The organism is Compostibacter hankyongensis (assembly GCF_039541075.1).
In the GTDB taxonomy this organism is placed as follows: domain Bacteria; phylum Bacteroidota; class Bacteroidia; order Chitinophagales; family Chitinophagaceae; genus Compostibacter; species Compostibacter hankyongensis.
Genome location: NZ_BAABFN010000022.1, coordinates 128012 through 148167 on the forward strand (window position 1 = coordinate 128012; position 20156 = coordinate 148167).

The 20156-nt window shown below is 51.5% G+C and carries 19 protein-coding genes; 6 read left to right on the plus strand and 13 right to left on the minus strand.

What is annotated here, in order from left to right:
* Nucleotides 1–4 precede the first annotated feature (4 nt).
* From ABD851_RS16605 to ABD851_RS16635, 7 genes are all read right to left on the minus strand, one after another.
* Nucleotides 5–361, minus strand: coding sequence for a serine acetyltransferase (locus ABD851_RS16605; protein ID WP_344981401.1), 357 nt, complete (start codon nt 359–361; stop codon nt 5–7).
* 219 nt (nt 362–580) lie between these two features.
* A complete protein-coding gene (locus ABD851_RS16610) occupies nt 581–1549 on the minus strand; it encodes a glycosyltransferase family 2 protein (protein ID WP_344981403.1) in 969 nt (322 codons plus the stop codon).
* Between the two features lie 11 nt (nt 1550–1560).
* Entirely contained in the window at nt 1561–2418 is an 858-nt protein-coding gene (gene murB, locus ABD851_RS16615; RefSeq protein WP_344981405.1) for a UDP-N-acetylmuramate dehydrogenase, read from the minus strand.
* A complete protein-coding gene (locus ABD851_RS16620; protein WP_344981407.1) occupies nt 2396–3715 on the minus strand; it encodes a lipid II flippase MurJ in 1320 nt (439 codons plus the stop codon). Before ABD851_RS16620 ends, murB begins: the two co-directional genes overlap by 23 nt.
* A 2-nt stretch (nt 3716–3717) precedes the next feature.
* A complete protein-coding gene (locus tag ABD851_RS16625) occupies nt 3718–4254 on the minus strand; it encodes a serine O-acetyltransferase (protein ID WP_344981409.1) in 537 nt (178 codons plus the stop codon).
* Entirely contained in the window at nt 4255–5520 is a 1266-nt protein-coding gene (locus ABD851_RS16630; RefSeq protein ID WP_344981411.1) for a UDP-N-acetylglucosamine 1-carboxyvinyltransferase, read from the minus strand. It lies immediately after the preceding gene.
* Between the two features lie 17 nt (nt 5521–5537).
* Entirely contained in the window at nt 5538–6590 is a 1053-nt protein-coding gene (locus ABD851_RS16635) for an NAD-dependent epimerase (RefSeq protein WP_344981413.1), read from the minus strand.
* Between the two features lie 356 nt (nt 6591–6946).
* Between ABD851_RS16635 and ABD851_RS16640 the strand changes: the two genes are divergently transcribed.
* Together ABD851_RS16640 and ABD851_RS16645 are read left to right on the plus strand one after the other, a co-directional pair.
* Nucleotides 6947–7753, plus strand: a complete 807-nt coding sequence (locus tag ABD851_RS16640; RefSeq protein ID WP_344981415.1) for a polysaccharide biosynthesis/export family protein — start codon at nt 6947–6949, stop codon at nt 7751–7753.
* Nucleotides 7754–7770: 17 nt separating this feature from the next.
* Nucleotides 7771–10164, plus strand: a complete 2394-nt coding sequence (locus ABD851_RS16645) for a GumC family protein (RefSeq protein ID WP_344981417.1) — start codon at nt 7771–7773, stop codon at nt 10162–10164.
* 39 nt (nt 10165–10203) lie between these two features.
* Here ABD851_RS16645 and fabF read toward each other — a convergent pair whose 3' ends face one another.
* Both fabF and ABD851_RS16655 read right to left on the minus strand, forming a co-directional pair.
* Nucleotides 10204–11454: a beta-ketoacyl-ACP synthase II gene (gene fabF, locus ABD851_RS16650; RefSeq protein ID WP_344981419.1), complete on the minus strand. Its 1251-nt coding sequence runs from the start codon at nt 11452–11454 to the stop codon at nt 10204–10206.
* A 124-nt stretch (nt 11455–11578) separates the two neighbouring features.
* A complete protein-coding gene (locus ABD851_RS16655) occupies nt 11579–11800 on the minus strand; it encodes a PspC domain-containing protein (protein WP_344981421.1) in 222 nt (73 codons plus the stop codon).
* Nucleotides 11801–11998: 198 nt separating this feature from the next.
* Here ABD851_RS16655 and ABD851_RS16660 point away from each other — a divergent pair, with 198 nt between their 5' ends.
* Nucleotides 11999–14245: an aconitate hydratase gene (locus ABD851_RS16660; protein ID WP_344981423.1), complete on the plus strand. Its 2247-nt coding sequence runs from the start codon at nt 11999–12001 to the stop codon at nt 14243–14245.
* A gap of 91 nt (nt 14246–14336) precedes the next feature.
* Here ABD851_RS16660 and ABD851_RS16665 read toward each other — a convergent pair whose 3' ends face one another.
* From ABD851_RS16665 to ABD851_RS16675, 3 genes are read right to left on the minus strand one after another with little or no spacing between them, the layout of a single operon-like run.
* The gene (locus ABD851_RS16665) at nt 14337–15284 is read right to left on the minus strand and encodes a class I SAM-dependent methyltransferase (RefSeq protein WP_344981425.1); all 948 of its coding nucleotides are present in this window, start codon (nt 15282–15284) and stop codon (nt 14337–14339) included.
* Entirely contained in the window at nt 15281–15778 is a 498-nt protein-coding gene (locus ABD851_RS16670) for a metallophosphoesterase family protein (protein ID WP_344981427.1), read from the minus strand. The genes ABD851_RS16665 and ABD851_RS16670 overlap by 4 nt, the downstream gene beginning before the upstream one ends.
* A 2-nt stretch (nt 15779–15780) precedes the next feature.
* Complete coding sequence (locus ABD851_RS16675; RefSeq protein ID WP_344981429.1) at nt 15781–16173, minus strand: SET domain-containing protein; 393 nt, start codon at nt 16171–16173, stop codon at nt 15781–15783.
* A 128-nt stretch (nt 16174–16301) separates the two neighbouring features.
* On the opposite strand from ABD851_RS16675, the gene mgtE reads away from it, so the two are divergent.
* Nucleotides 16302–17732, plus strand: coding sequence for a magnesium transporter (gene mgtE / locus ABD851_RS16680; RefSeq protein WP_344981431.1), 1431 nt, complete (start codon nt 16302–16304; stop codon nt 17730–17732).
* A 184-nt stretch (nt 17733–17916) separates the two neighbouring features.
* Here the strand turns inward: mgtE and ABD851_RS16685 are convergent, their stop codons facing one another.
* Nucleotides 17917–18549: a SixA phosphatase family protein gene (locus ABD851_RS16685; protein WP_344981433.1), complete on the minus strand. Its 633-nt coding sequence runs from the start codon at nt 18547–18549 to the stop codon at nt 17917–17919.
* A 23-nt stretch (nt 18550–18572) separates the two neighbouring features.
* On the opposite strand from ABD851_RS16685, the gene ABD851_RS16690 reads away from it, so the two are divergent.
* Together ABD851_RS16690 and ABD851_RS16695 are read left to right on the plus strand one after the other, a co-directional pair.
* Nucleotides 18573–18965: a septal ring lytic transglycosylase RlpA family protein gene (locus tag ABD851_RS16690; RefSeq protein WP_344981435.1), complete on the plus strand. Its 393-nt coding sequence runs from the start codon at nt 18573–18575 to the stop codon at nt 18963–18965.
* Nucleotides 18966–19040: 75 nt separating this feature from the next.
* Nucleotides 19041–20114, plus strand: coding sequence for a calcium:cation antiporter (locus ABD851_RS16695; protein WP_344981437.1), 1074 nt, complete (start codon nt 19041–19043; stop codon nt 20112–20114).
* Nucleotides 20115–20156 lie beyond the last annotated feature (42 nt).

The window sequence follows — 20156 nt, forward strand, 5'->3', positions numbered from 1 at the left end:
AATTTCATATGCTTTGATCCAATTTATCAGTCCGCGGTCTGACTATTCTGGCCGGGTTACCGACAATCACGCTATCGTCCGGAACGTCTTTTACGACGATCGTTCCGGCTCCTATAACAACATTGTTCCCGACTATTATATCCCCGATGATACAGACATTCGATCCGACATCCACATTATTCCCTATTACCGGGCTTTTCCCTTCCCCGAAGGCTCCGTTGGCGGATTGCTTATTCCCGATGGTGGTGCTCTGTCTTAAGGTACAGTTAGCCCCGATAACAGTGCCCGGGTTTATAACCAGCGCCTGCCCGTGATAGACCCGCAGTCCCTTACCCGCTTCGATCTTCCACGGGATCTCCATTCCAAGAAACCATTCTATCATCAGCCGGTAAAAAATCAGATAAGGGAAAAAAATTATCCTTGTCACCCTGTTTCTGTAGATAACCTGACCCAGGCGAAAAAGAAACAGTACGATCCGACCCTTGATATTATCGCGGTTCGCGCTAAAATCCTGGATAAGGTAACTTAAAAACATATTCTCTTTTTATACCTTACAGCATCCCCTTTCTTCCCATCGTCATCAGGACCGGAAGGCCGGCAGGCGGTAAAGCAGGTTGGCGCATGATCTAAGCAATTTTACATTATACAAAAGAGACAACATCAGATAAAACTTCATGTAAATACCTTCAGCCACATCTATAAATATGTGCGTTTCGGTAAGTTCATTTTTCATGAACAGGACCAGAAACCGTTTGAACAACAGATTCTGCATATATCCAGATTTTAAAGACACTACCGCATCAATGCCTGACTCCCTCAATTGATCCTCAACCATTCTCCGGCGTTCCGGAGAATAACCCACCATTTTCCTCGCCAGATAAGCATATCTTACCTGCCTTACGAATTTATCCGGCTTAAAGGATACTCCGTCAAACTGGACGATCCGCTCATACAACAGCTCCTGGACCACTTTTATGCAACCGAGCCGCGACATTCGCAGCCACAGGTCAAGGTCCTGCGAATAGACAAAGCTTTCGCTGTATCCCCCGCAGGACAGGTATGCATCCCGCCGGAACATTACCCCTCCGTGGGAGATCGGGTTTATCTTCAGGAAATCGGTCATTACAAGCGTTTCCGGCAGCCTGGCCAATTCACGTTTTCCGTTTTTGGGATCAATGTTCACATGAAAGCTGCTCGCTGCTACGGCATCATGATGCTCATCGAGCATGGCAACCTGTCTTTCCAGCCGGTTTTCCAGCGAGATATCCCCAGCGCCATGAATGGCAATATAATCCCCTGCAGCAACAGACAACGCCCGGATCATACCTTTGACAAAGCCAATATTTTTTTCATATCTGACTAACCTGACCCTGCTGTCGGCCCCGTATTTTGTCAACCTGTCAAATGTTGCGTCGGTTGAACAGTCGTCAAAGACGATGAATTCAAAATCCTGAAAAGACTGGTTCAGGACCGACCCGACAGACCGGTCAACCTCATCCTCTTTATTATAATATCCACATATCACGGATACCCTGGGCTTATAGACCATATGCTATTACATTAAATAATCCTTTGCTCTATTTCCAGCTCCACATTATACCGTTCCCGGACCCTGGCCCTTATTTCTGTAATCAGATTTACGATATCCGCTCCGCAGGCCCTGTTGAAATTCACGACAAACCCGCCATGCTTTTCCGATACCCTCGCCCCGCCCAAAGAGAACCCTTTTAAACCCAGTTCCTCTATCATGGGTCCGACATACCGGCCGGGCGGCCGCTTGAACACGCTTCCCGCATTGGGAAATTCTTTGGGCTGTTTTGCCGAACGCTGCGCTTTTATCCGGTTCATCTTTTCGAGGATATCTTGCTTGTTTCCCGGAATCAGCCGGAGCATTGCCTTCAAAACGATCATCTGAGGATTCCGCTGAAAGAAGCTGTTCCGGTATTCAAAATCCATCTCTTCCCTGGCTATTTCCTTAAATTCATCGCTCAGAGTATCATAATACCTTACAGCAAGCAGCAGATCTTTGATCTCTTCCCCGCCCGCGCCTGCATTCATGACCACCGCGCCGCCCAAAGAGCTCGGTATATCATAGAAAATTTCCAGGCCGGACAATGATTTGTTCATCGCCACGATGCTCAGATCTTCCATCAAGGCGCCTGCTTCCGAAACAATGGTATCGCCTCCAATCTCAACCGAATCGAAATTGCCGGAGAAGATGACAAAATCCTGCTCATAGAACTGCCTGGACAATATGACGTTATGTCCGCTCCCCAAAAGCACTTTCGGAACATCGGGCCGGCTTCTGTAAAGTTCCCTGATATCCGCTTCGCTGTCAGGAAAGAATGCTTTTGCACATACGGCGCAAACCCCGTAGGAGTTATATGCCGTCAGGTCAAGTCTGTCTAAAACCCGCATTTTTTAACAGTTTGGATCCACGTGTCAGATTAAACATAAAATGAAAATCAGCCAGGGAAAACTCCAATATCTTCCTTACAGGAAGCTGAACTTCCCTGGCATAAAGCCCGATGAACAGCACGGCGGCCAGTCCGTAGCTGACCGTAGAAGCCAGCGCAGCGCCATAGGCCCCGTAACCGGGCACCAGCATAAGATTTAAAATAACATTTACAACCAAAGCGGGAAGCATGGCTTTAACGGAAATCCACGGCTTTCCCCTGCCCGCCAGGTCCATATTCAGAATTTTAAAAACGGTGAGCAACAGTACCCCGGGCGCCAGCACACGTAATACGGAACTGCTTTCTGCATAAGCGTCCCCAAACAGCAAAACAATGATCTTGGCGGAAAAAACCATCAGAACAACCGACGCCGCTCCGATAGCGATAATGGCCATCCGGAGCAGACGGGCAATTTGCCGCGAAAACTGCATCGGATCCTTTGATCCTGCGCTGCGGGAAAAGATCAGTGCGCTGAACAACATCGGGATCTGCCATAAATATTCGGTTAAAGCCGCCCCCTTGGAATAGATCCCTAACTGATACTTCGTGCTCAGCTTATCCATAATAACGACGTCTACCCGGTAATTCAGGTTGACGATCAGCAGGGCCACTGCATAGACAATCCCCAATGAAAGGATCGATCTGGCTATAACATAATTAACTTTCCAGGAAAAAAAACGGATAAAATCGTTCTTTAACAATAAAACGAGGGTCATGATGAACGGTCCGGCGGCAAGGCCCGTCAGTGCGCCTGTAATTCCCAGTTTCAGGCCGTATACAAAAAGAATATTCAGCAGGAATACAAAAAGAGGCGGCAGCCATTCAATCCGGTTGAACAGCCCGATCTGCTTTTTGCCCAGGAAGATGCCGGAGCTATAAGTATTGAAAAGACAAAAAGGAACGGGAGCTATGGCCAGCATCACCTGCACAAGGTTCTCTCCCCCGTCGCTGAAGTACCTGACCAGGATAAAACAGGCCGCCAGGCAAAACACCGTGGAAAGTATCCACAACTGCACTATGGCACGTTTGACATCACCCAGGCCATACATGTCCTTCCCCACATAATAGGTCGTCGCCTGGCTGATCCCCAGAGAACCCACCGTCATAAACAGGGTAGGGTACACTACCAGCACGGCGATCAGCCCGTTGGCATCCGGACCCAGCCCCCGGGCGACGACCACAGCATTACCCAGGTTAAAGAGAATGACGCCGGCCTTGCTGAACATCACCTTGATAAAATCCTGTATGAATCTTTTCATGATCAAAGTATTCTTGCCGGAATTCCGACCGCGACTGACGCATCGGGCACATCAATATTGACCACTGCAGAAGCCCCTATTACCGCATCATTTCCGACCCTCACCGCGCCCAGTACTTTGCTGCCGGCATATAGCCTGACCCTGTTAAGAATGACCGGATACTCGCAGTTCATCTCCTTCCTTCCGTGGCTGCCCAGGGTAACGCCGTGCCAGATGCTCACATCATCGCCTATCTTTACGTACTCGCCTATCACGATAACCAGGGGATGCGGGAAGAAAACGCGTTGACCGATATCGGCCCGGTATGAGATCTGGCAGCTCCTCCTGACGACCTGCTTATAAGCATAATATCTGACCAACAGTTTGAATACGGGACTCCGCTTCTGTATGTAAAACCTGCCGATCCGGTAGTTCAATATCAACCGGAAAGACGGATTGAAACAGTAGGTCCGAAAAGAAGCCCAAAAGGAATTTGCTCCGTGTTTTTTGAGATCGGACCTTATCGCCCCCACCGTTTCCTTTAAGCCGATATTTTCCATTCAACCCAGGTTTTCCAGTTTCTTTTCCAGGTATTCGTATCCCCGCTCTATCTGCCAGGCATCCTCGATCAGGGTTTCGCCTTCGGCTGTCAGCCCGGCCATGAACAGAGCAATGCCCGCCCTCAGGTCCAACGCTTTTACACGGGTTCCCGTAAGCGGCTTTCCCCCGCGGATGATCAGCAGATCATTGTCGATAAAACAGTCCATTCCCATCTTGGCCAGCTCACCGGCGTAACCGTACCTGCCGGGAAAACGGAGGTCGACGATCTTTGACTCCCCGGAGGACTGGGCGCCATATACCGCAAAAAGCGGCTGCATATCAGAATTAATACCCGGATAAGATCCGGTGCTGATCTCCACAGGATAGGGAGCGCCGCCCTTGACGATCAGGGAATCCCTTCCCCGGAAAACCTTCATACCGCTCTCCTTCAGAAAGGTCATCGGCACCATCAGATCTTCAAAAGGAAAATTCTGAATTTCGATATCCCCGTCGGTGATCACGGAGCCTATGGCCCAGGTGAGCGCTTCCATATTGTCGGCGATAACGCTGTGCCTTACACCGCCGAGTCGTTCCACACCATGTATGACAATACATTTCTGGCCGTGCACGGTAATACGGGCACCCATTTTATTCAACATCCTGATGAGGTCAAGGATCTCGGGGCGGACATGCGGATTCCATACCGTTGTGGTCCCCCGGGCCAGGCTGCCGGCAATGATGCTGTTCTCGGTGGCGCCGGTAGACCGGATCGGCAAATGGATATCGTTTGCCTGCAACCGGCCGGATTTCGCCCTCGCGCATAAAAAGTTCCCTTCTTCCCAGACCTCCGCCCCCATTCTTTCCAGCAGCATAACATGAAGATCATATTTCCGTTCACCCAGCTTGCATCCGCCGGGCAGCGGCACCCGCCCTTCTCCGTGGCGGGTTGTCAGCGCGCCTAAAATCAGGAGGGTATTCCGGATCGAACGACCCGGCCAATCCAGAAAAGTTGAGATACGGTAATTATCTTCGGTGATCTTTACATAACGGTCTGCAGGCAGCACGGCCTTTCCGAGCAGCATCAGCATCTCCAGATGGACCTGGACGTCCAGCAGGCCATTGGGGAAATTATAAAGCTCTACAGGCTCATCGGTTAAAAGAGAAGCGGCGAGGAGCCGGAGCGCGCTGTTCTTGGCCCCACTCACCTGTACGGTTCCCACCAGCTTCCTTTTGGAAACCTTCATGATGTTTGTGTCTGCGGCAACGTTCATAAGTCCGGAATCCATAGCAGATCGATTTTGCATTAAGAGATCTTGTAATACGACTTATACCAACCGACAAAGTGGCTCAGCCCTTCCGCTACCGGCGTTTCGGGCCGGTAATCAAAATTTTCGATCAGGTCGTCCACATCCGCCCAGGTGGCAGGGACGTCCCCGCTCTGCATATCCACAAATTCTTTACGGGCATCCTTACCCAGCTGCTGTTCAAGCGTTGCTATGAAATCGAGCAGCCTGACCGGCGTATGGTTACCGATATTATAGATCCTGTAAGGGGCAGAAGATGAAGAGGGATCGGGTTTTTGCCCCGACCATGCCGCATTTTTTCCGGCCGGCTCGTCCATTACACAGATGAGTCCCCGAATGATATCATCTACATAAGTAAAATCACGTTTCATTTCACCATGGTTAAATACCTTTATGGGCTCGCCTTTCGTTATGGCTTCCGCAAACAGGAAATAGGCCATATCCGGACGTCCCCAAGGCCCGTACACGGTAAAAAAACGAAGCCCCGAAGTAGGTATCCCAAACAAATGGCTGTAAGCGTGGGCCATTAGCTCGTTACTTTTCTTGCTTGCGCCATAAAGCGATACGGGATGATCCACATTATGCCGTACTGAAAAAGGCATACATTCATTGAGCCCGTATACGCTGGAGGAGCTTGCATATACCAGATGGCGGACTTTGATCTCACGGCATACCTCCAGAATATTCAGGAACCCCACCAGATTGGACTGTATATAAGTGTCCGGATGCTGAATGGAATACCGCACTCCGGCCTGAGCTGCCAGATGTACAATTACATCAAAACCTTCTTTTTCACATATGCGGAGAAGCTGCCGCCGATCTTCGAGATTGATCCGGCAGAAACGAAAACCGCTTTTATCCGCTTCAACGATCTTATACCAGTAAATATGCTCCCGGCCGATACCCAAGGCTTCCAGCCGGTCATATTTCAAATTGATATCATAATAATCATTAATATTATCAATACCCACCACCGTTTCGCCCCGGTGAAGAAGGGCCTGCACCAGGTGAAACCCGATAAATCCTGCGCATCCGGTAACAAGAATCTTCATAAGTCCTGGCTTTGAGGAATGCTTTTGTGCTTTTCAATAATATTAATAAATATTCTATCTATTAATATCAATACAAAAATACGGATTTTTCAAACTAAAATCAACAAATATTATCAGATATAAAATAGTTTAATTTAAAAATGATTTCTCGATCCATTTTAGAAAATAGATAATAATTGCTATCTTTGTAAAACAAAACTCATAAAATCATCCATTTTAACAATAATTTTTAAACATATTTTTCTCATTTTCAACAACAGGATATAACATTAAATTAATTTTTAATTATTACATATTATTTATAGTAATTTGTATTGGGATTGCTGCGCTCAGATCATCATTAACCCCTCAGGATCATGCATATAAGGATATTCAGTGCGACTACTCTCCTGTTCAGCGCCGGTATTGTCTCCTGCCTGGAACTGCTCTCCTGCTCCTCTACTCAAAAAGTTACCTACTTCCATAACCTACGGGATTCTATCCATGTAGTAGAACTGCAGGAAGCTCCTTTTAAGGAACCTGTCATCGGCCCCGACGATATCCTCGTTATCAATGTGAATACCGTCGATCCGGATGCTACAGCCGTTATTAACAGCGGCAACCTGCCCAACCCCGCCAATGGTCAGAGCACAAGCAACAGCATCACCCAGCAACTGATCAGCGGATACCTGGTAAACAGGGAAGGCTTTGTCGAGCTTCCCGTGCTGGGTAAGGTGAGGTTAAGCGGCCTCACCACAGATCAGGCCCGTGAGGTCGTACGTCATAAAGCAGAGGAGTTTTTCAAAAATCCCAGCGTAACCATCCGCTTTGCCAACTTCCGGGTTACCGTGCTGGGAGAAGTCAACCGCCCCTCCTCCTACATCATACCCAATGAAAGGGTTTCTGTTTTCGACGCCATTGGATATGCCGGCGACCTTACCCTGTACGGAAAACGGAAAAATGTTTTACTGCTGAGAAAAGAAAAAAACGGCAAAACCGAAGCCGTACGTCTGAACCTGAGCAACAGCAGCCTGATATCTTCTCCCTATTATTATCTGAAGCAAAATGACATACTTTATGTTCAGCCAACACGATCCAAGGTGGCCAATACAGATGTCGCCTGGGTCAGGAATATCAGCCTGCTTACTTCTATCGCATCGGTACTGATCGTTTTGTTAAAATAGACTTATCTGCTATCCCTATGACGACATACAGCTATAAAACCAGCCGGACCAAACGGAATGTCCGCTCACCGGATGATATCGATTTCAGTCTCATTTTCAGGAGAATACTTTCCGGCTGGCCGGTTATACTTGCCAGTATCGCGATCTTTATCCTGGGAGCCTTTCTATACCTGAAATATGCCAGCCCCGTCTGGCAGATAACGGGAAAGATGTTGGTAGAAGACCAGCCGGACCGGCTCTCCGGAAGCCTCGGATTTCTGGCAGACAACCAACTTACAGACCTCGGATCTTTCGCACCCAATGCCAATAATGAAGTCCAGGTACTGAACTCCCGCAGCCTCATGACAGAGGTCGTCAACGATATGCACCTGAACATAACGACTTACCGGAAAAACGGACTGGCCACACTCGAGCTGTACGGGCAAGCGCCTTTTGAAACCGGTATCCGGTATAAGGGCCCGGTCACGCAAACCTCGGAATATAAAGTCAATATCTTAAAAAACAGGAAGCTGCACCTTGTCAACGAGGAAGAAAATATTGATATAACTACGGACTGGATGGACTCCGTCAGGCTGAAAGAATATACGCTTGTATTCAAGCCCAGACAGATCACGGCTGACGAAGCGTCCGACAATTACCTGGTGATTGTAACGCCCGCAGAACAAGCCGTAGAAGAACTCTCCGACAATTTTGAAGCTTCCCTTTCAGACAAACAGGCGACAACAATAGATCTGGTATTGGATTATCCGGACCAGGAAAAGGGAGAAGCTGTCCTGCAAAAGATTATAGACTGCTATCTGGATGCAAACCTGCAGAATAAGGTAAAAACGGCAAACAGCACGCTGGCTTTTATAGACGACCGCCTTTCCATGGTCAGCAATGAACTGCAAAACGTTGAAAAAGAGCTGGAACGCTACAAATCAAGAAACGACCTGGCGGATATAGAAGAACAATCAAAAACGCTGATAGGAAACGCCAGCAGTTATTTTGATAAACTGAACGAGCAGGAAATACAGATCTCAGTTACGGAAGACCTGGAGCGTTATCTCAGCAAGCCGGGAAATGAACAGACTGTCCCTACCTCATTAATTGTTCCGGACCCCTCCTTTTCCACCGCAGTAAACCAGTATAATACGCTTTTGCTGGAAAAAGACAGGCTGTCGCTTTCCCTGACAAGCCATAATCCCGCCCTGGAGAACCTCGACCTGCAGATCAGCAATGCCCGGAAAAATCTGCTGAAAGGATTGTCTGCCTATAAAAACGGGCTTATCATAGCAAAAAACCGGATCGGGGATAACTTTGCAGGCCTGGAACGCAAGCTCCGGAACGTTCCGGCAAAAGAAAGGATATTTATTGATTACTCCCGTCAGCAAAATGTAAAGCAACAACTCTATCTTTTTCTGCTGCAGAAAAAGGAAGAAACGGCGATCAGTAAAACCTCTACATTATCCAATGCAAGAATCATCGACAATGCAAAAAGCGACCGTTATCCGTTCAAACCCCAAAAAAAGATCATCTACGCCTTCGCAGTCCTGGCAGGTTGCATTATCCCTATTATCGGTCTGCAGCTGAGAGAAGCCTTGCATGTAAAGCTCCGGAACAAAGCCGATATTGAGCAGGTAACGGATATCCCTGTTGTCGGGGAGATCAGCCATAACCATTACGGAGAAAACATTGTGGTTCACGAAAAAACCCGTTCCGCCATCTCAGAGCATTTCCGGAACCTGAGAACGAATCTCCAATTCCTGATCAGAAATGACGCAGTCCAGAAAGTTATCCTGTTCACCTCCAGCATGGGAGAGGAAGGAAAATCCTTTCTCAGTGCCAATCTTGCCAACACGCTCGCCATAAGCGGGAAAAAGGTGGTAATGATCGAGCTGGATCTTCGTAAGCCAAAGTTATCATCCTATCTGGGCATGAATAATCATTACGGATACAGCAATTATATAGCCGGCGGGGATCATGATGATATATGGTCAATTATCCGGCCATCCTCCTTTAACAAGAACTGCTTTGTAATTTCATCAGGACCCATCCCTCCGAATCCCGCTGAACTGCTGCTGAATGAGAAACTCGGGATATTGATCGACAAACTCAAGGAGAATTTTGATTATATCATTATTGACAGTCCCCCGGCAGGATTGGTATCCGATGCCCTGATCATCGAAAAATTCACCGATATTACCTTATATGTGGCCCGGATCGGGCGAACCCACAAACTACAGTTAAAACATTTAAATGAGCTAAGGGATTCCGGCAAGTTAAAGAATGTCTACCTGGTGGTAAACGACATCCATGCCAAATATAACGGGTACGGCGGCTATGGATACGGCGGTTACGGATACGGATACCTGGAGGACGAAAAAACAGACTGGTTGAAAAGGATCCTCGGCAAAAAGGCCGTATCATAAGCCCGGAGAAGCCGGTATTGCGTCCGCCGCCGTAACCGGTTATTTGCCGTTACGGTCCGCCTTTTTGAAAATCGTAGTGGCGATATGCCCGCCAAACCCGAACGTATTGCTCATGGCGCAGCGCACCGGTGTCTGGACCGCGCTTCCCAACGTAAGATTGAAACCGGCAAACTCCGGCGTCACCTCCCGGGTATTGATAGTGGGCGGGATAGTATCTTCCTGCAGGGCGCCGATACAGGCAATGGCCTCTATGGCGCCGGCGGCGCCCAGCAGGTGACCGGTCATGGACTTGGTACCGCTGATATGCACGGCAGGGCGTTCCCCGAACAGCCGCTCTATGGCGGTGAGCTCGGTATTGTCGCCCACCAGGGTAGAGGTAGCGTGCGCATTGATATAGTCGATGTCCGTCGGTTGCAGACCGGCATCTTCCAGCGCAGCCATCATGCCAAGATAGGCTCCCTCTCCTTCCGGGTGTGTACCGGTAAGATGGTAGGCATCGGCAGCCATACCGCCACCGGCCACTTCGGCCAGTATGGTGGCATTGCGTTTCCGCGCATGCTCATATTCTTCGAGGATAAGGGCGCCGGCTCCTTCGCCCATGACAAAGCCGTCGCGCCCCACATCAAAGGGACGCGAAGCGCCGGCCGGATCTTCATTGTTTGTAGAAAGGGCCCTGGCGGCGTTAAAACCGCCGATGCTGGTTTCGTTGATGGGAGCTTCCGAGCCGCCCGTGATGATCATATCGGCCTTACCCCAACGGATATAGTTAAAAGCGTCGATAATGGCGCTGTTGGAAGAAGCGCAGGCAGATACGGTAGTAAAATTAATTCCCCGCAGGTTATACCGGATGGAGATCACCCCCGAGGCAATGTCGGCGATCATTTTGGGAATAAAGAAAGGGTTAAAGCGGGGAGTGCCGTCGCCCCGGGCGAATTCGCTCACCTGCTCCTGGAAGGTCTGGATGCCGCCGTTGCCGGAACCCCATATAACGCCGATACGGTTGCGGTTCAGCGTGTCGAAATCTATTCCGGCGTGCTCAACGGCTTCCGCGACGCTGATCAGCGCATACTGGGTGAACAGGTCGTACTTCCTGGCCTCGCTTTTGGGAATAACCTGCAGAGGATCAAAATCCTTCAGCTCACAGGCAAAGCGTGTTTTGAACCGGGAAGCGTCAAACTTGGTGATGGAAGCGGCTCCGCTCACACCTTTTACCAGCGATTTCCAGAAGTCGGCGGCGCTGTTCCCGATGGGGGTAAGCGCTCCTGTTCCTGTTACAACTACTCGTTTCATGCGGTGTTGATTGTTCTTTTTCAAGATAGGGTGAAACACGGCCTGCGCGCCCTTCCGGGCCGCTCGTCCGCGCGCCGGAAATCAGCGCGGCGCAAAGATAAAACAGGTTTTTGAAATACGGTTATTATAACCACCGGAGGGGATTGCGCTGGGCGTATGCGATGTATCTCTTAAGATTCATCCAGAAAGCCAGCACCATATATACGATAAGGGGAGAGCCCATGGTCAGGAAGGAAATATAAATAAACCACATGCGGATACGGGAAGTAGCTATTCCCATCTTTTCGCCGATGGCAGCGCACACGCCGAAGGCCTGCCATTCCATAAAGTCCTTAAAGCGGTTCATGACCCGAAATTATGGTTTTTTCCTTTTTTATCAAAATTCATGCCCGGCAGAGCAGCCACGCCGCAGCCTTCCGCGGGCTGCCGGACAGGTTACTGCCGCCTGTCGGGAAAGCGCGGGATAAAACACCTTATTTTTTATACCTTTGTATCAGCATTTTTAACTGTTAATTTTCATTTTTCCATGGTTTTTGATATTGAAATGATTAAAAAGGTTTACGCCGCATTACCCGGTCAGGTGGGTGAAACGCGTAAGCTGACAGGGAAGCCGCTTACCCTGTCCGAAAAGATCCTGTATGCTCATTTATTCAATCATACCTCCCATGCGTTCAGGCGCGGGGAAGACTATGTAGAGTTTCGTCCGGACCGTGTGGCCATGCAGGACGCTACGGCCCAGATGGCGCTGCTCCAGTTCAAGACCTGCGGGAGGGACAAGGTAGCCGTGCCCTCCACCGTACACTGCGATCACCTCATACAGGCCCAGACCGGCGCAGATGCCGATCTGGAAAAAGCGCTCTCGGTCAACCGGGAAGTCTACGATTTTCTCGGCTCCATATCCAACAAGTACGGCATCGGCTTCTGGAAGCCCGGAGCCGGTATCATTCACCAGGTAGTGCTGGAAAACTATGCCTTCCCCGGCGGTATGATGATCGGTACCGATTCCCATACCCCCAATGCCGGCGGTCTGGGTATGGTCGCCATCGGCGTGGGTGGTGCGGATGCAGTGGACGTTATGGCCGGCCTCCCCTGGGAGCTCAAGATGCCCAAGCTGATCGGGGTGAAGCTGACCGGCAGGATGAGCGGGTGGACCTCTCCCAAAGACATCATCCTGAAAGTGGCCGGTATCCTGACCGTAAAAGGCGGTACCGGAGCCATCGTGGAATATTTCGGCGAAGGGGCGGATAGCCTCAGCGCCACCGGAAAGGGTACCATCTGCAATATGGGAGCCGAGATCGGCGCCACCTGTTCCATCTTCGGCTATGACGATAAGATGGCCGCCTATCTCAAAGCCACCGGCCGCGAGGAAGTAGCCGCCCTGGCAGACCAGATCCGCGAGCACCTCCGTCCGGATGCCGAAGTATATGCAGCACCTGAAAAATACTACGACCAGGTAATCGAGATCAACCTGAGCGAGCTGGAACCGCATGTAAACGGTCCTTTTACCCCGGACCTGGCCTGGCCCGTTTCCAAGATGAAAGAAGCCGTGGAAGCCAATGGCTGGCCGGACGAGGTGGAGGTAGCCCTTATCGGTTCCTGTACCAACTCTTCCTATGAAGACATCACCCGGGCAGCATCCGTAGCCCGGCAGGCGGAGGAAAAAGGGCTGAAGGCCAAAAGCGAATTTACCATTACCCCGGGCTCGGAGCAGGTACGCTATACCGTGGACCGCGACGGCCTGCTGGCCAACTTCGACAGCATCGGCGGGATAGTGCTCGCCAACGCTTGCGGCCCCTGCATCGGGCAATGGGCCCGTCATATCGACGACCCTTCCCGGAAAAATACCATTGTCACCTCCTTTAACCGGAACTTCGCCAAACGCAATGACGGGCTGGCCTCCACCCATGCCTTTGTGGCCTCCCCCGAGATCGTCACCGCCTTTGCCCTGGCCGGCCGGCTCTCCTTCAACCCGCTGAAGGACACCCTCACGAATGAAAAGGGCGAGCAGGTGATGCTCGACGAACCGCGGGGCGAAGAGCTGCCCGCACGCGGCTTTGCCGTGGAAGACCCCGGGTATGTCGCCCCTGCCAAGGATGGCAGCCATGTAGAGGTGATCGTATCCCCGGACTCAGAGCGGCTGCAGCTGCTGGAGCCATTCCCTGCCTGGGACGGGAACGACCTGAAAGATCTCCGGCTACTGATCAAGGCCAAAGGAAAATGCACGACCGACCATATCTCCATGGCCGGACCTTGGCTGAAATACCGGGGTCACCTGGACAACATCTCCAACAACCTGCTCATCGGTGCGGTAAATGCCTATAACGACCAGACCAACAGCGTGAAGAATGTCCTTACCGGGGAATACGGTGAAGTGCCCAAGGTACAGCGTGCCTACAAGGCCGCCGGCATCGGCAGCGTAGTGGTGGGCGATGAAAATTACGGCGAAGGCTCCAGCCGCGAACATGCCGCTATGGAACCCCGTCATTTAGGCGTACGCGTTATCCTGGTAAAATCCTTTGCCCGTATACACGAAACCAACCTGAAAAAGCAGGGTATGCTGGGAATCACCTTTGCCGATAAGAACGATTACGAAAAAGTACAGGAAGACGATATCATCGATATAACGGGACTGACGGCATTCGCACCCGGCAAACCGCTCACCGTAGTCCTGCATCATAAGGACGGCAGCAGCGATACTTTCCAGGCCAACCATACTTATAATGCGCAGCAGATCGAATGGTTCAAGGCCGGCAGCGCGCTGAATCTTATCCGGAAACAATTTGCCGGATAAGCTTTCCGCAAGCAGAAAAGACAACGGGTCCCGTTCCGCCTCAGCGTGTGCCGTACCGGCACAATGCACCACAGGCAGGACGGGACTTTTTTTATGCTTCCAGACGGTAGCACCAGCGAAAGAGCTTCTTCCGGAAGTCAAAGGGCGTGGTAGCGGCCGTAATATCCCGGATGGCCCTGGCCCGGATTTGCAGGGCGTCCAGCTGGAACTTCCGGGAGTTGGTGCTGAAGTAAAGCACTCCGCCGGGACGCATGGCGCGGAGGACCTGGTTGAGCAGGGTAACATGATCGCGCTGGATATCGAGGAAGTCCTTCATGGATTTGCTGTTGCTGAAGGTAGGTGGGTCCATGACCGCCAGGTCAAACATGCCGGGGCGCAGGGAGGCCAGATATTGCTTGACATCTGCCCGGATAAAATGATGCCGGCGGGGATCCAGCAGTCCGTTGAGCTGCATGTTATCTTCCGCCCAGCGCAGGTAGGTATTGGACAGGTCCACCGAAGTGACCTCTGCCGCTCCCCCCGCGGCGGCATATACCGAAAAGGCACCCGTATAGCAGAAGAGGTTCAGCATCTTTTTCCCGGCCGCTTCCTCCCGGACCATAGCCCGGGTAATACGGTGATCCGGAAAAAGACCGGTATCCAGATAATCGCTGAGGTTGACCCTGAACCGCAGCCCGGCCTCCTCCACCACAAAATCATGATGCGCCGCAGCGGTTTTCTGGTACTGGCCTTCGCGGCCTTCCTTACGGCGCCGCTCCTTCAGGAAAATCATCTCCCGTGGCACTCCCAGCACTTCCGAGATGATGTCCAGGCTGCCTTCCAGCCAGGTCTCATATTCCGTTTCATCCAGCGCATGCCGGCGCCGGTACTCGGCCACATACAGGGCCTGGCCATACCGGTCTATACAAAAGGGAAATTCAGGAAGATCGTGATCGTAGATGCGGTAACAGCTGATCTGCTGACGGCCGGCCTGGCGGTTGATATGCCGGGCCACCTTCTGCAGCCTGTTGCGGAACATGTTAAATTTCTCTTCCGTCATAGCCGTGGCAGTTCGATTACTTCCAGCTGCTCCACGCGTCCCTTATCCAGGGCAAAACGCAGGAGGGTCTGTACCTTATGCCAGCCCTGCAGGCCGCAGGCGCCTGGATTGAGATGCAGCAGATTCAGCTTTTTATCGGGCATTACTTTCAGGATATGGGAATGCCCGCTGATGAACAGCTGCGGGGGCCGGGCATGGATGAGGGGTTTCACGCGGGGGGCATAGCGTCCGGGATAACCGCCGATATGGGTCATCCAGACCGCCACCCCCTCCAGGGTAAAGCGCAGATCCTCCGGATAACGGATACGGATCTCCGCACCGTCTATATTGCCGTATACGGCACGGAAAGGTTTAAAAGCTTCCAGCTGGTCTGCCAGCGCCACGCCTCCTCCGATATCGCCGGCATGCCATATCTCATCTACTGCTCCGAAATGGGAAAATATCCCGGGATGAAGATATCCGTGCGTGTCCGACAAAAGCCCGATCCGGGTCATGCTCAGCGCTGCTTTTTCACCTTGAACCAGAGCGGGCTTTCGTCCTCAGCCGCCCCGTTATAGTTGATGAACAGCTCCTCCCCTTTCTCTATCTTCCGGATGGTCTTTATCTTCATCACTTTCTTTTTAAAATCAAATTCTCCCGCACAGTTGGGCGTATAAGAATGGTTGTATAGCGACGCCCACCCGAGGGCCACGCAGGAGCGGTGCTTGCCCGACCAGTCAAAAAGATAGTTATACAGATGCGTTTTAAGCGCCTTTACCGTGTCCTTGTCGCTCAGCACCAGCACGGGGGCCTCTTCGATAAGGATACCCTTGTTGATCGCTTCTTTTGTAAAAACACCCCGTCCTTTTCCTTTGCTTTCCCGGACATAGAGGTAAGGTTTTATTTTCATATGCTATAGTTTGCGCTGGGGTAATACGGGCAAAGGTAATAAACTGTATCTGGGTATCATAAAGAGGGGGATCGCGGAAACACAAAAGTTTTGTTCGTTTCTGCAAGTTAAAGTAAATTGCGGCGCTTTTGGCATATATTGCCGCCACCTTAAGTTATTTTCAGCGATGGACGATGGAAAACGAAATGCTGACAGAGATATTCCTCCCCCTGGCGGAGGAAGGCAGCTCTGCCGGCCTGCAGGAGCTGCTCGATGAACAACTGATCATGGATATTGCGGAACTGATTGACGAGTATCCGCAGTATGAGAACCTTATTATTTCCAATCTTTCCGTCAAGCGCGCCGTCAGCGCTTTCAAGATCCTCGATTTTCCCACCCAGGAACGTATTATCAAATCGCTCCCCGGCCATAAGGTAGCGGAGCTGATCAACGAATTGCCGCCGGACGACCGGACCGCCCTGCTGAGCGAACTGCCCAGCCCCGTAGTAAAAGAGCTGCTGAAGCTCATGAATGCGGAAGAGCGGAAGATAGCCCTTTCCCTGCTGGGCTATCCGGAAGACAGCGTGGGCCGGCTGATGACGCCGGATTACCTGGACGTGGAGCCGGGCTGGACGGTACGGCAGGTGCTGGACCATATCCGGGAGCATGGCAAGGACAGCGAAACGATCGATGTTATTTACATCGTGGATGAATACGGCAAGCTGATGGACGATATCCGGATCCGCGAGATCCTGCTGGTAGATCCCGCCACGCAGATCAGCGCGCTGATGGACGGCCGCTTTACGGCCTTTAGCGTCAGCGACAGCCAGGAGGAAGCCATCAATGTATTCCGGAAAGAAAACCGGGTCGCCCTGCCGGTGACGGATGAGCAGGATATCCTGCTGGGCATCGTCACCATCGACGACGTGCTGTGGCTGGCCAACGAGGAATACACCGAGGATATCCAGAAGATCGGGGGTACCGAGGCCCTCGACGAGCCATATCTGGATATCGCCCTGTCCCGGCTGGTAAGGAAGCGAGCCAGCGTGCTGATCATCCTTTTTCTCAGTGAGATGCTCACCACAACGGCCATGCAGCATTACCAGGAAACGGGCATCTTTCTGTCCGTCGCCGATCTGATCCTGTTCATCCCCCTGATCATGTCCAGCGGGGGCAACAGCGGCTCCCAGGCTTCCACCCTGATCATCCAGGCCATGGCCCTGGGAGAAGTCGGGCTGGCCGACTGGTGGCGGGTGATGCGACGGGAGCTGATTTCCGGTTTACTGCTGGGGATGGGGCTGGGGGCTATCGGATTCATCCGGGTGCTGCTGTGGCAGGAGCTGCATATTCATGACTACGGCCCTCACTGGATACTGATGGGCCTGACCATATTTTTTTCCCTCATCGGGGTGATCCTCTGGGGCAGCCTTATCGGCTCCATGCTGCCCATCGTGCTGAAGAAGTTCAAGGCGGATCCGGCCACCTCTTCCGCTCCCTTCGTGGCCACGCTGGTGGACGTGGTCGGTATCGTGATCTATTGCAGTATCGCCGCCATGATCATGCGCGGTATGCTGCACTGAAGATTTCCCATTGCTGATTTGAATTTGTTGGTTTGAGGTTTCTGGTTTCCGGTTTGAGGTAATCATCAAACGCAGAGCGTTCATTGAGACCACTAAAGATCATTATGCACGAAATAAATCAGCACATCATCAAATTACCAAATCATTGATGCCCTTCGCCTTTGACCTTTCACCTTTGACCCTTTTAGGGAGCGGGGGCCGGCGGCAACGAAGGACGCCCATACGATGAACTCCGCAGACTTACCTTTCCGTGATCATTGACCACCTCAAATAGGCGATTGTAAACCGTATCGGGGAAGGCGGGCAGCGGCTCTTTCACGCCCAGGCTGCGGAGGATGCCGGGAAGCGTATTGGCATGGCCGACGATGAGAATGCGCTTTCCGTAATCCTTATGCACCGTCAGGCTGCGCAGCAGATCCCGGCCGCTGGTATCGGCAAGGTAACATGCCGTATCGATCCGCTGCAGCAGCCGCAGCGAATCCGCGGTCTGCACGGTACGGACAAAAGGGGTCACATAGATCTTCCCGATGCCGGAATCCTGCAGCTTTCGCATCAGATCGCCTGCCCGCAGGCGTCCGTACCAGGTGAGACTTCCCTCAAAGCCGGGATAACGTTCCGCATGCCGGACAATATAAAAATGCGTTACAGAATTTTCTGCCGTCCGTTTGCAACCGGCAATACCCGCTACAAAAAGGCCCGCCATGATCCAAAACAAAATAAGGCCGGAGCTGTGCTTCATGATATGATATTCGTCATTTACGGCGGTGAAGTTACGAACTGAAGGCGAATGCCGGTCGAAGTCTGCCGGATTCGGCATACTTTTGGCGGTAAAGGCATGCCATGCGTACCTATGCTGACAATAAATCAATTCGCTCGCCGTTCCGCTGGTTTTTCCTGGCGTCGGGAATGCTCTGCCTGGGCACGGCCTGCAGTCCCCGTATCGTGCAGCGGGGAGATGCCTCCTATTATGCGGATATGTTCAAAGGACGGCGGACGGCCAACGGGGAAATTTTCCGGCAGCATAAACGTACGGCAGCCAGTCTTACCATTCCCTTCGGCACGAAGGTAAAAGTCACCAACCTGAAAAACGGGCGTACGGTAAAGGTGCGGATCAACGACCGCGGCCCTTACGTAAACGGGCGTATCATCGACCTTTCTAAAAAAGCAGCCCGGAGAATAGGCATGCTGCGCGATGGTGTGGTGCCGGTGAAGCTCAGCTACAAGAAGAAGTGAGCTACCTCCCTCAATCATCTCTGATCCGTACCGGAAAAATTGTCATCCTCAGGGAAAAGAATTAATTTAGTAGGGATGAAAAACCTCTCCCTTCCTTACTGGATCATTCTTACTCCCATTATTGCATGGCTACTCATCCTCCTTAAAGGGTCGTTTTCCGGTATTTTATTCGTTATCGTCCTGTCCATAGTATTGATCACCGCTGTACTGGCGGCCGTACATCTGGCGGAAGTAATCGCCCACCGCGTAGGGGAACCCTTCGGCACCTTAATCCTTGCGCTGGCCGTTACCATTATTGAGCTGTCGTTGATTATAACCTTAATGTCGTCCGGAGGGGAACAGAGCATCAGCCTGGCCAGGGATACTATTTTTGCCGCCAATATGATCATCTTAAACGGCATTGTCGGTCTTTGCCTTTTAACCGGAGGGATAAAATTTCATGAGCAATCCATCACCCAGCATTCTGCCACATCTGCATTGGTTGCGTTATCTTCCATCCTGGTGCTGACGATGGTTTTCCCCAATTACACCCAGAGCACACCCGGACCGGTGTATCATGAAGCGCAGCTCATCTTCATTTCCATTATATGCATTGTCCTTTATGCAGGGTTTATCTTCGTACAGTCTGTCCGTCACAGGGATTACTTTCTGCCCTCCGGCCATACAGCGGATGATCATGCGGCCCTGCCCAATAACCGGACAACCCTTGTAAGCCTGATCTTGTTACTGATCTGCCTGGGAGCAGTGGTATTGATGGCGAAAGCCTTATCCCCTGCCATTGAAGCGGGGGTGACTAAAATAGGGGCGCCCCAGTCGCTGGTCGGCATTATCATCGCCATGATCATATTGCTTCCGGAAGGCATTGCCGCATTCAATGCCGCCAGGGCTAACCGCCTTCAGACCAGCGTGAACCTTGCGCTCGGGTCTGCGCTGGCCAGCACCGGGTTGACCATTCCGGCTGTTGGCATATATTCTGTATTCGGCGGCTCGACCATCTTACTGGGCATCAATACAGGATCGACCGTTTTGTTGCTGCTTTCTATTTTTACGGTGATGCTGTCGTTGATCACCGGCAAAACAAACCTGCTTTACGGCATTGTATTGCTCGTGATATTTGCCACATATCTGTTCACATCCATCATACCGTAGGAAACCGGCATAGGGCCAACCGCAAACCCCAAATCAGGAGTC

What these genes read in the sequence shown, in the direction of transcription:
- ABD851_RS16645 (WP_344981417.1), top strand. Translation starts at nt 7,771, where the DNA reads ATGACGACATACAGCTATAAAACCAGCCGGACCAAACGGAATGTCCGC.
- ABD851_RS16610 (WP_344981403.1), bottom strand. Translation starts at nt 1,549, where the DNA reads ATGGTCTATAAGCCCAGGGTATCCGTGATATGTGGATATTATAATAAA.
- ABD851_RS16625 (WP_344981409.1), bottom strand. Translation starts at nt 4,254, where the DNA reads ATGGAAAATATCGGCTTAAAGGAAACGGTGGGGGCGATAAGGTCCGAT.
- ABD851_RS16690 (WP_344981435.1), top strand. Translation starts at nt 18,573, where the DNA reads ATGCGTACCTATGCTGACAATAAATCAATTCGCTCGCCGTTCCGCTGG.
- ABD851_RS16665 (WP_344981425.1), bottom strand. Translation starts at nt 15,284, where the DNA reads ATGACGGAAGAGAAATTTAACATGTTCCGCAACAGGCTGCAGAAGGTG.
- ABD851_RS16655 (WP_344981421.1), bottom strand. Translation starts at nt 11,800, where the DNA reads ATGAACCGCTTTAAGGACTTTATGGAATGGCAGGCCTTCGGCGTGTGC.
- ABD851_RS16605 (WP_344981401.1), bottom strand. Translation starts at nt 361, where the DNA reads ATGGAGATCCCGTGGAAGATCGAAGCGGGTAAGGGACTGCGGGTCTAT.
- ABD851_RS16695 (WP_344981437.1), top strand. Translation starts at nt 19,041, where the DNA reads ATGAAAAACCTCTCCCTTCCTTACTGGATCATTCTTACTCCCATTATT.
- ABD851_RS16640 (WP_344981415.1), top strand. Translation starts at nt 6,947, where the DNA reads ATGCATATAAGGATATTCAGTGCGACTACTCTCCTGTTCAGCGCCGGT.
- ABD851_RS16685 (WP_344981433.1), bottom strand. Translation starts at nt 18,549, where the DNA reads ATGCCGAATCCGGCAGACTTCGACCGGCATTCGCCTTCAGTTCGTAAC.
- ABD851_RS16675 (WP_344981429.1), bottom strand. Translation starts at nt 16,173, where the DNA reads ATGAAAATAAAACCTTACCTCTATGTCCGGGAAAGCAAAGGAAAAGGA.
- ABD851_RS16635 (WP_344981413.1), bottom strand. Translation starts at nt 6,590, where the DNA reads ATGAAGATTCTTGTTACCGGATGCGCAGGATTTATCGGGTTTCACCTG.
- murB (WP_344981405.1), bottom strand. Translation starts at nt 2,418, where the DNA reads ATGCGGGTTTTAGACAGACTTGACCTGACGGCATATAACTCCTACGGG.
- ABD851_RS16670 (WP_344981427.1), bottom strand. Translation starts at nt 15,778, where the DNA reads ATGACCCGGATCGGGCTTTTGTCGGACACGCACGGATATCTTCATCCC.
- fabF (WP_344981419.1), bottom strand. Translation starts at nt 11,454, where the DNA reads ATGAAACGAGTAGTTGTAACAGGAACAGGAGCGCTTACCCCCATCGGG.
- ABD851_RS16620 (WP_344981407.1), bottom strand. Translation starts at nt 3,715, where the DNA reads ATGAAAAGATTCATACAGGATTTTATCAAGGTGATGTTCAGCAAGGCC.
- ABD851_RS16630 (WP_344981411.1), bottom strand. Translation starts at nt 5,520, where the DNA reads ATGGATTCCGGACTTATGAACGTTGCCGCAGACACAAACATCATGAAG.
- ABD851_RS16660 (WP_344981423.1), top strand. Translation starts at nt 11,999, where the DNA reads ATGATTAAAAAGGTTTACGCCGCATTACCCGGTCAGGTGGGTGAAACG.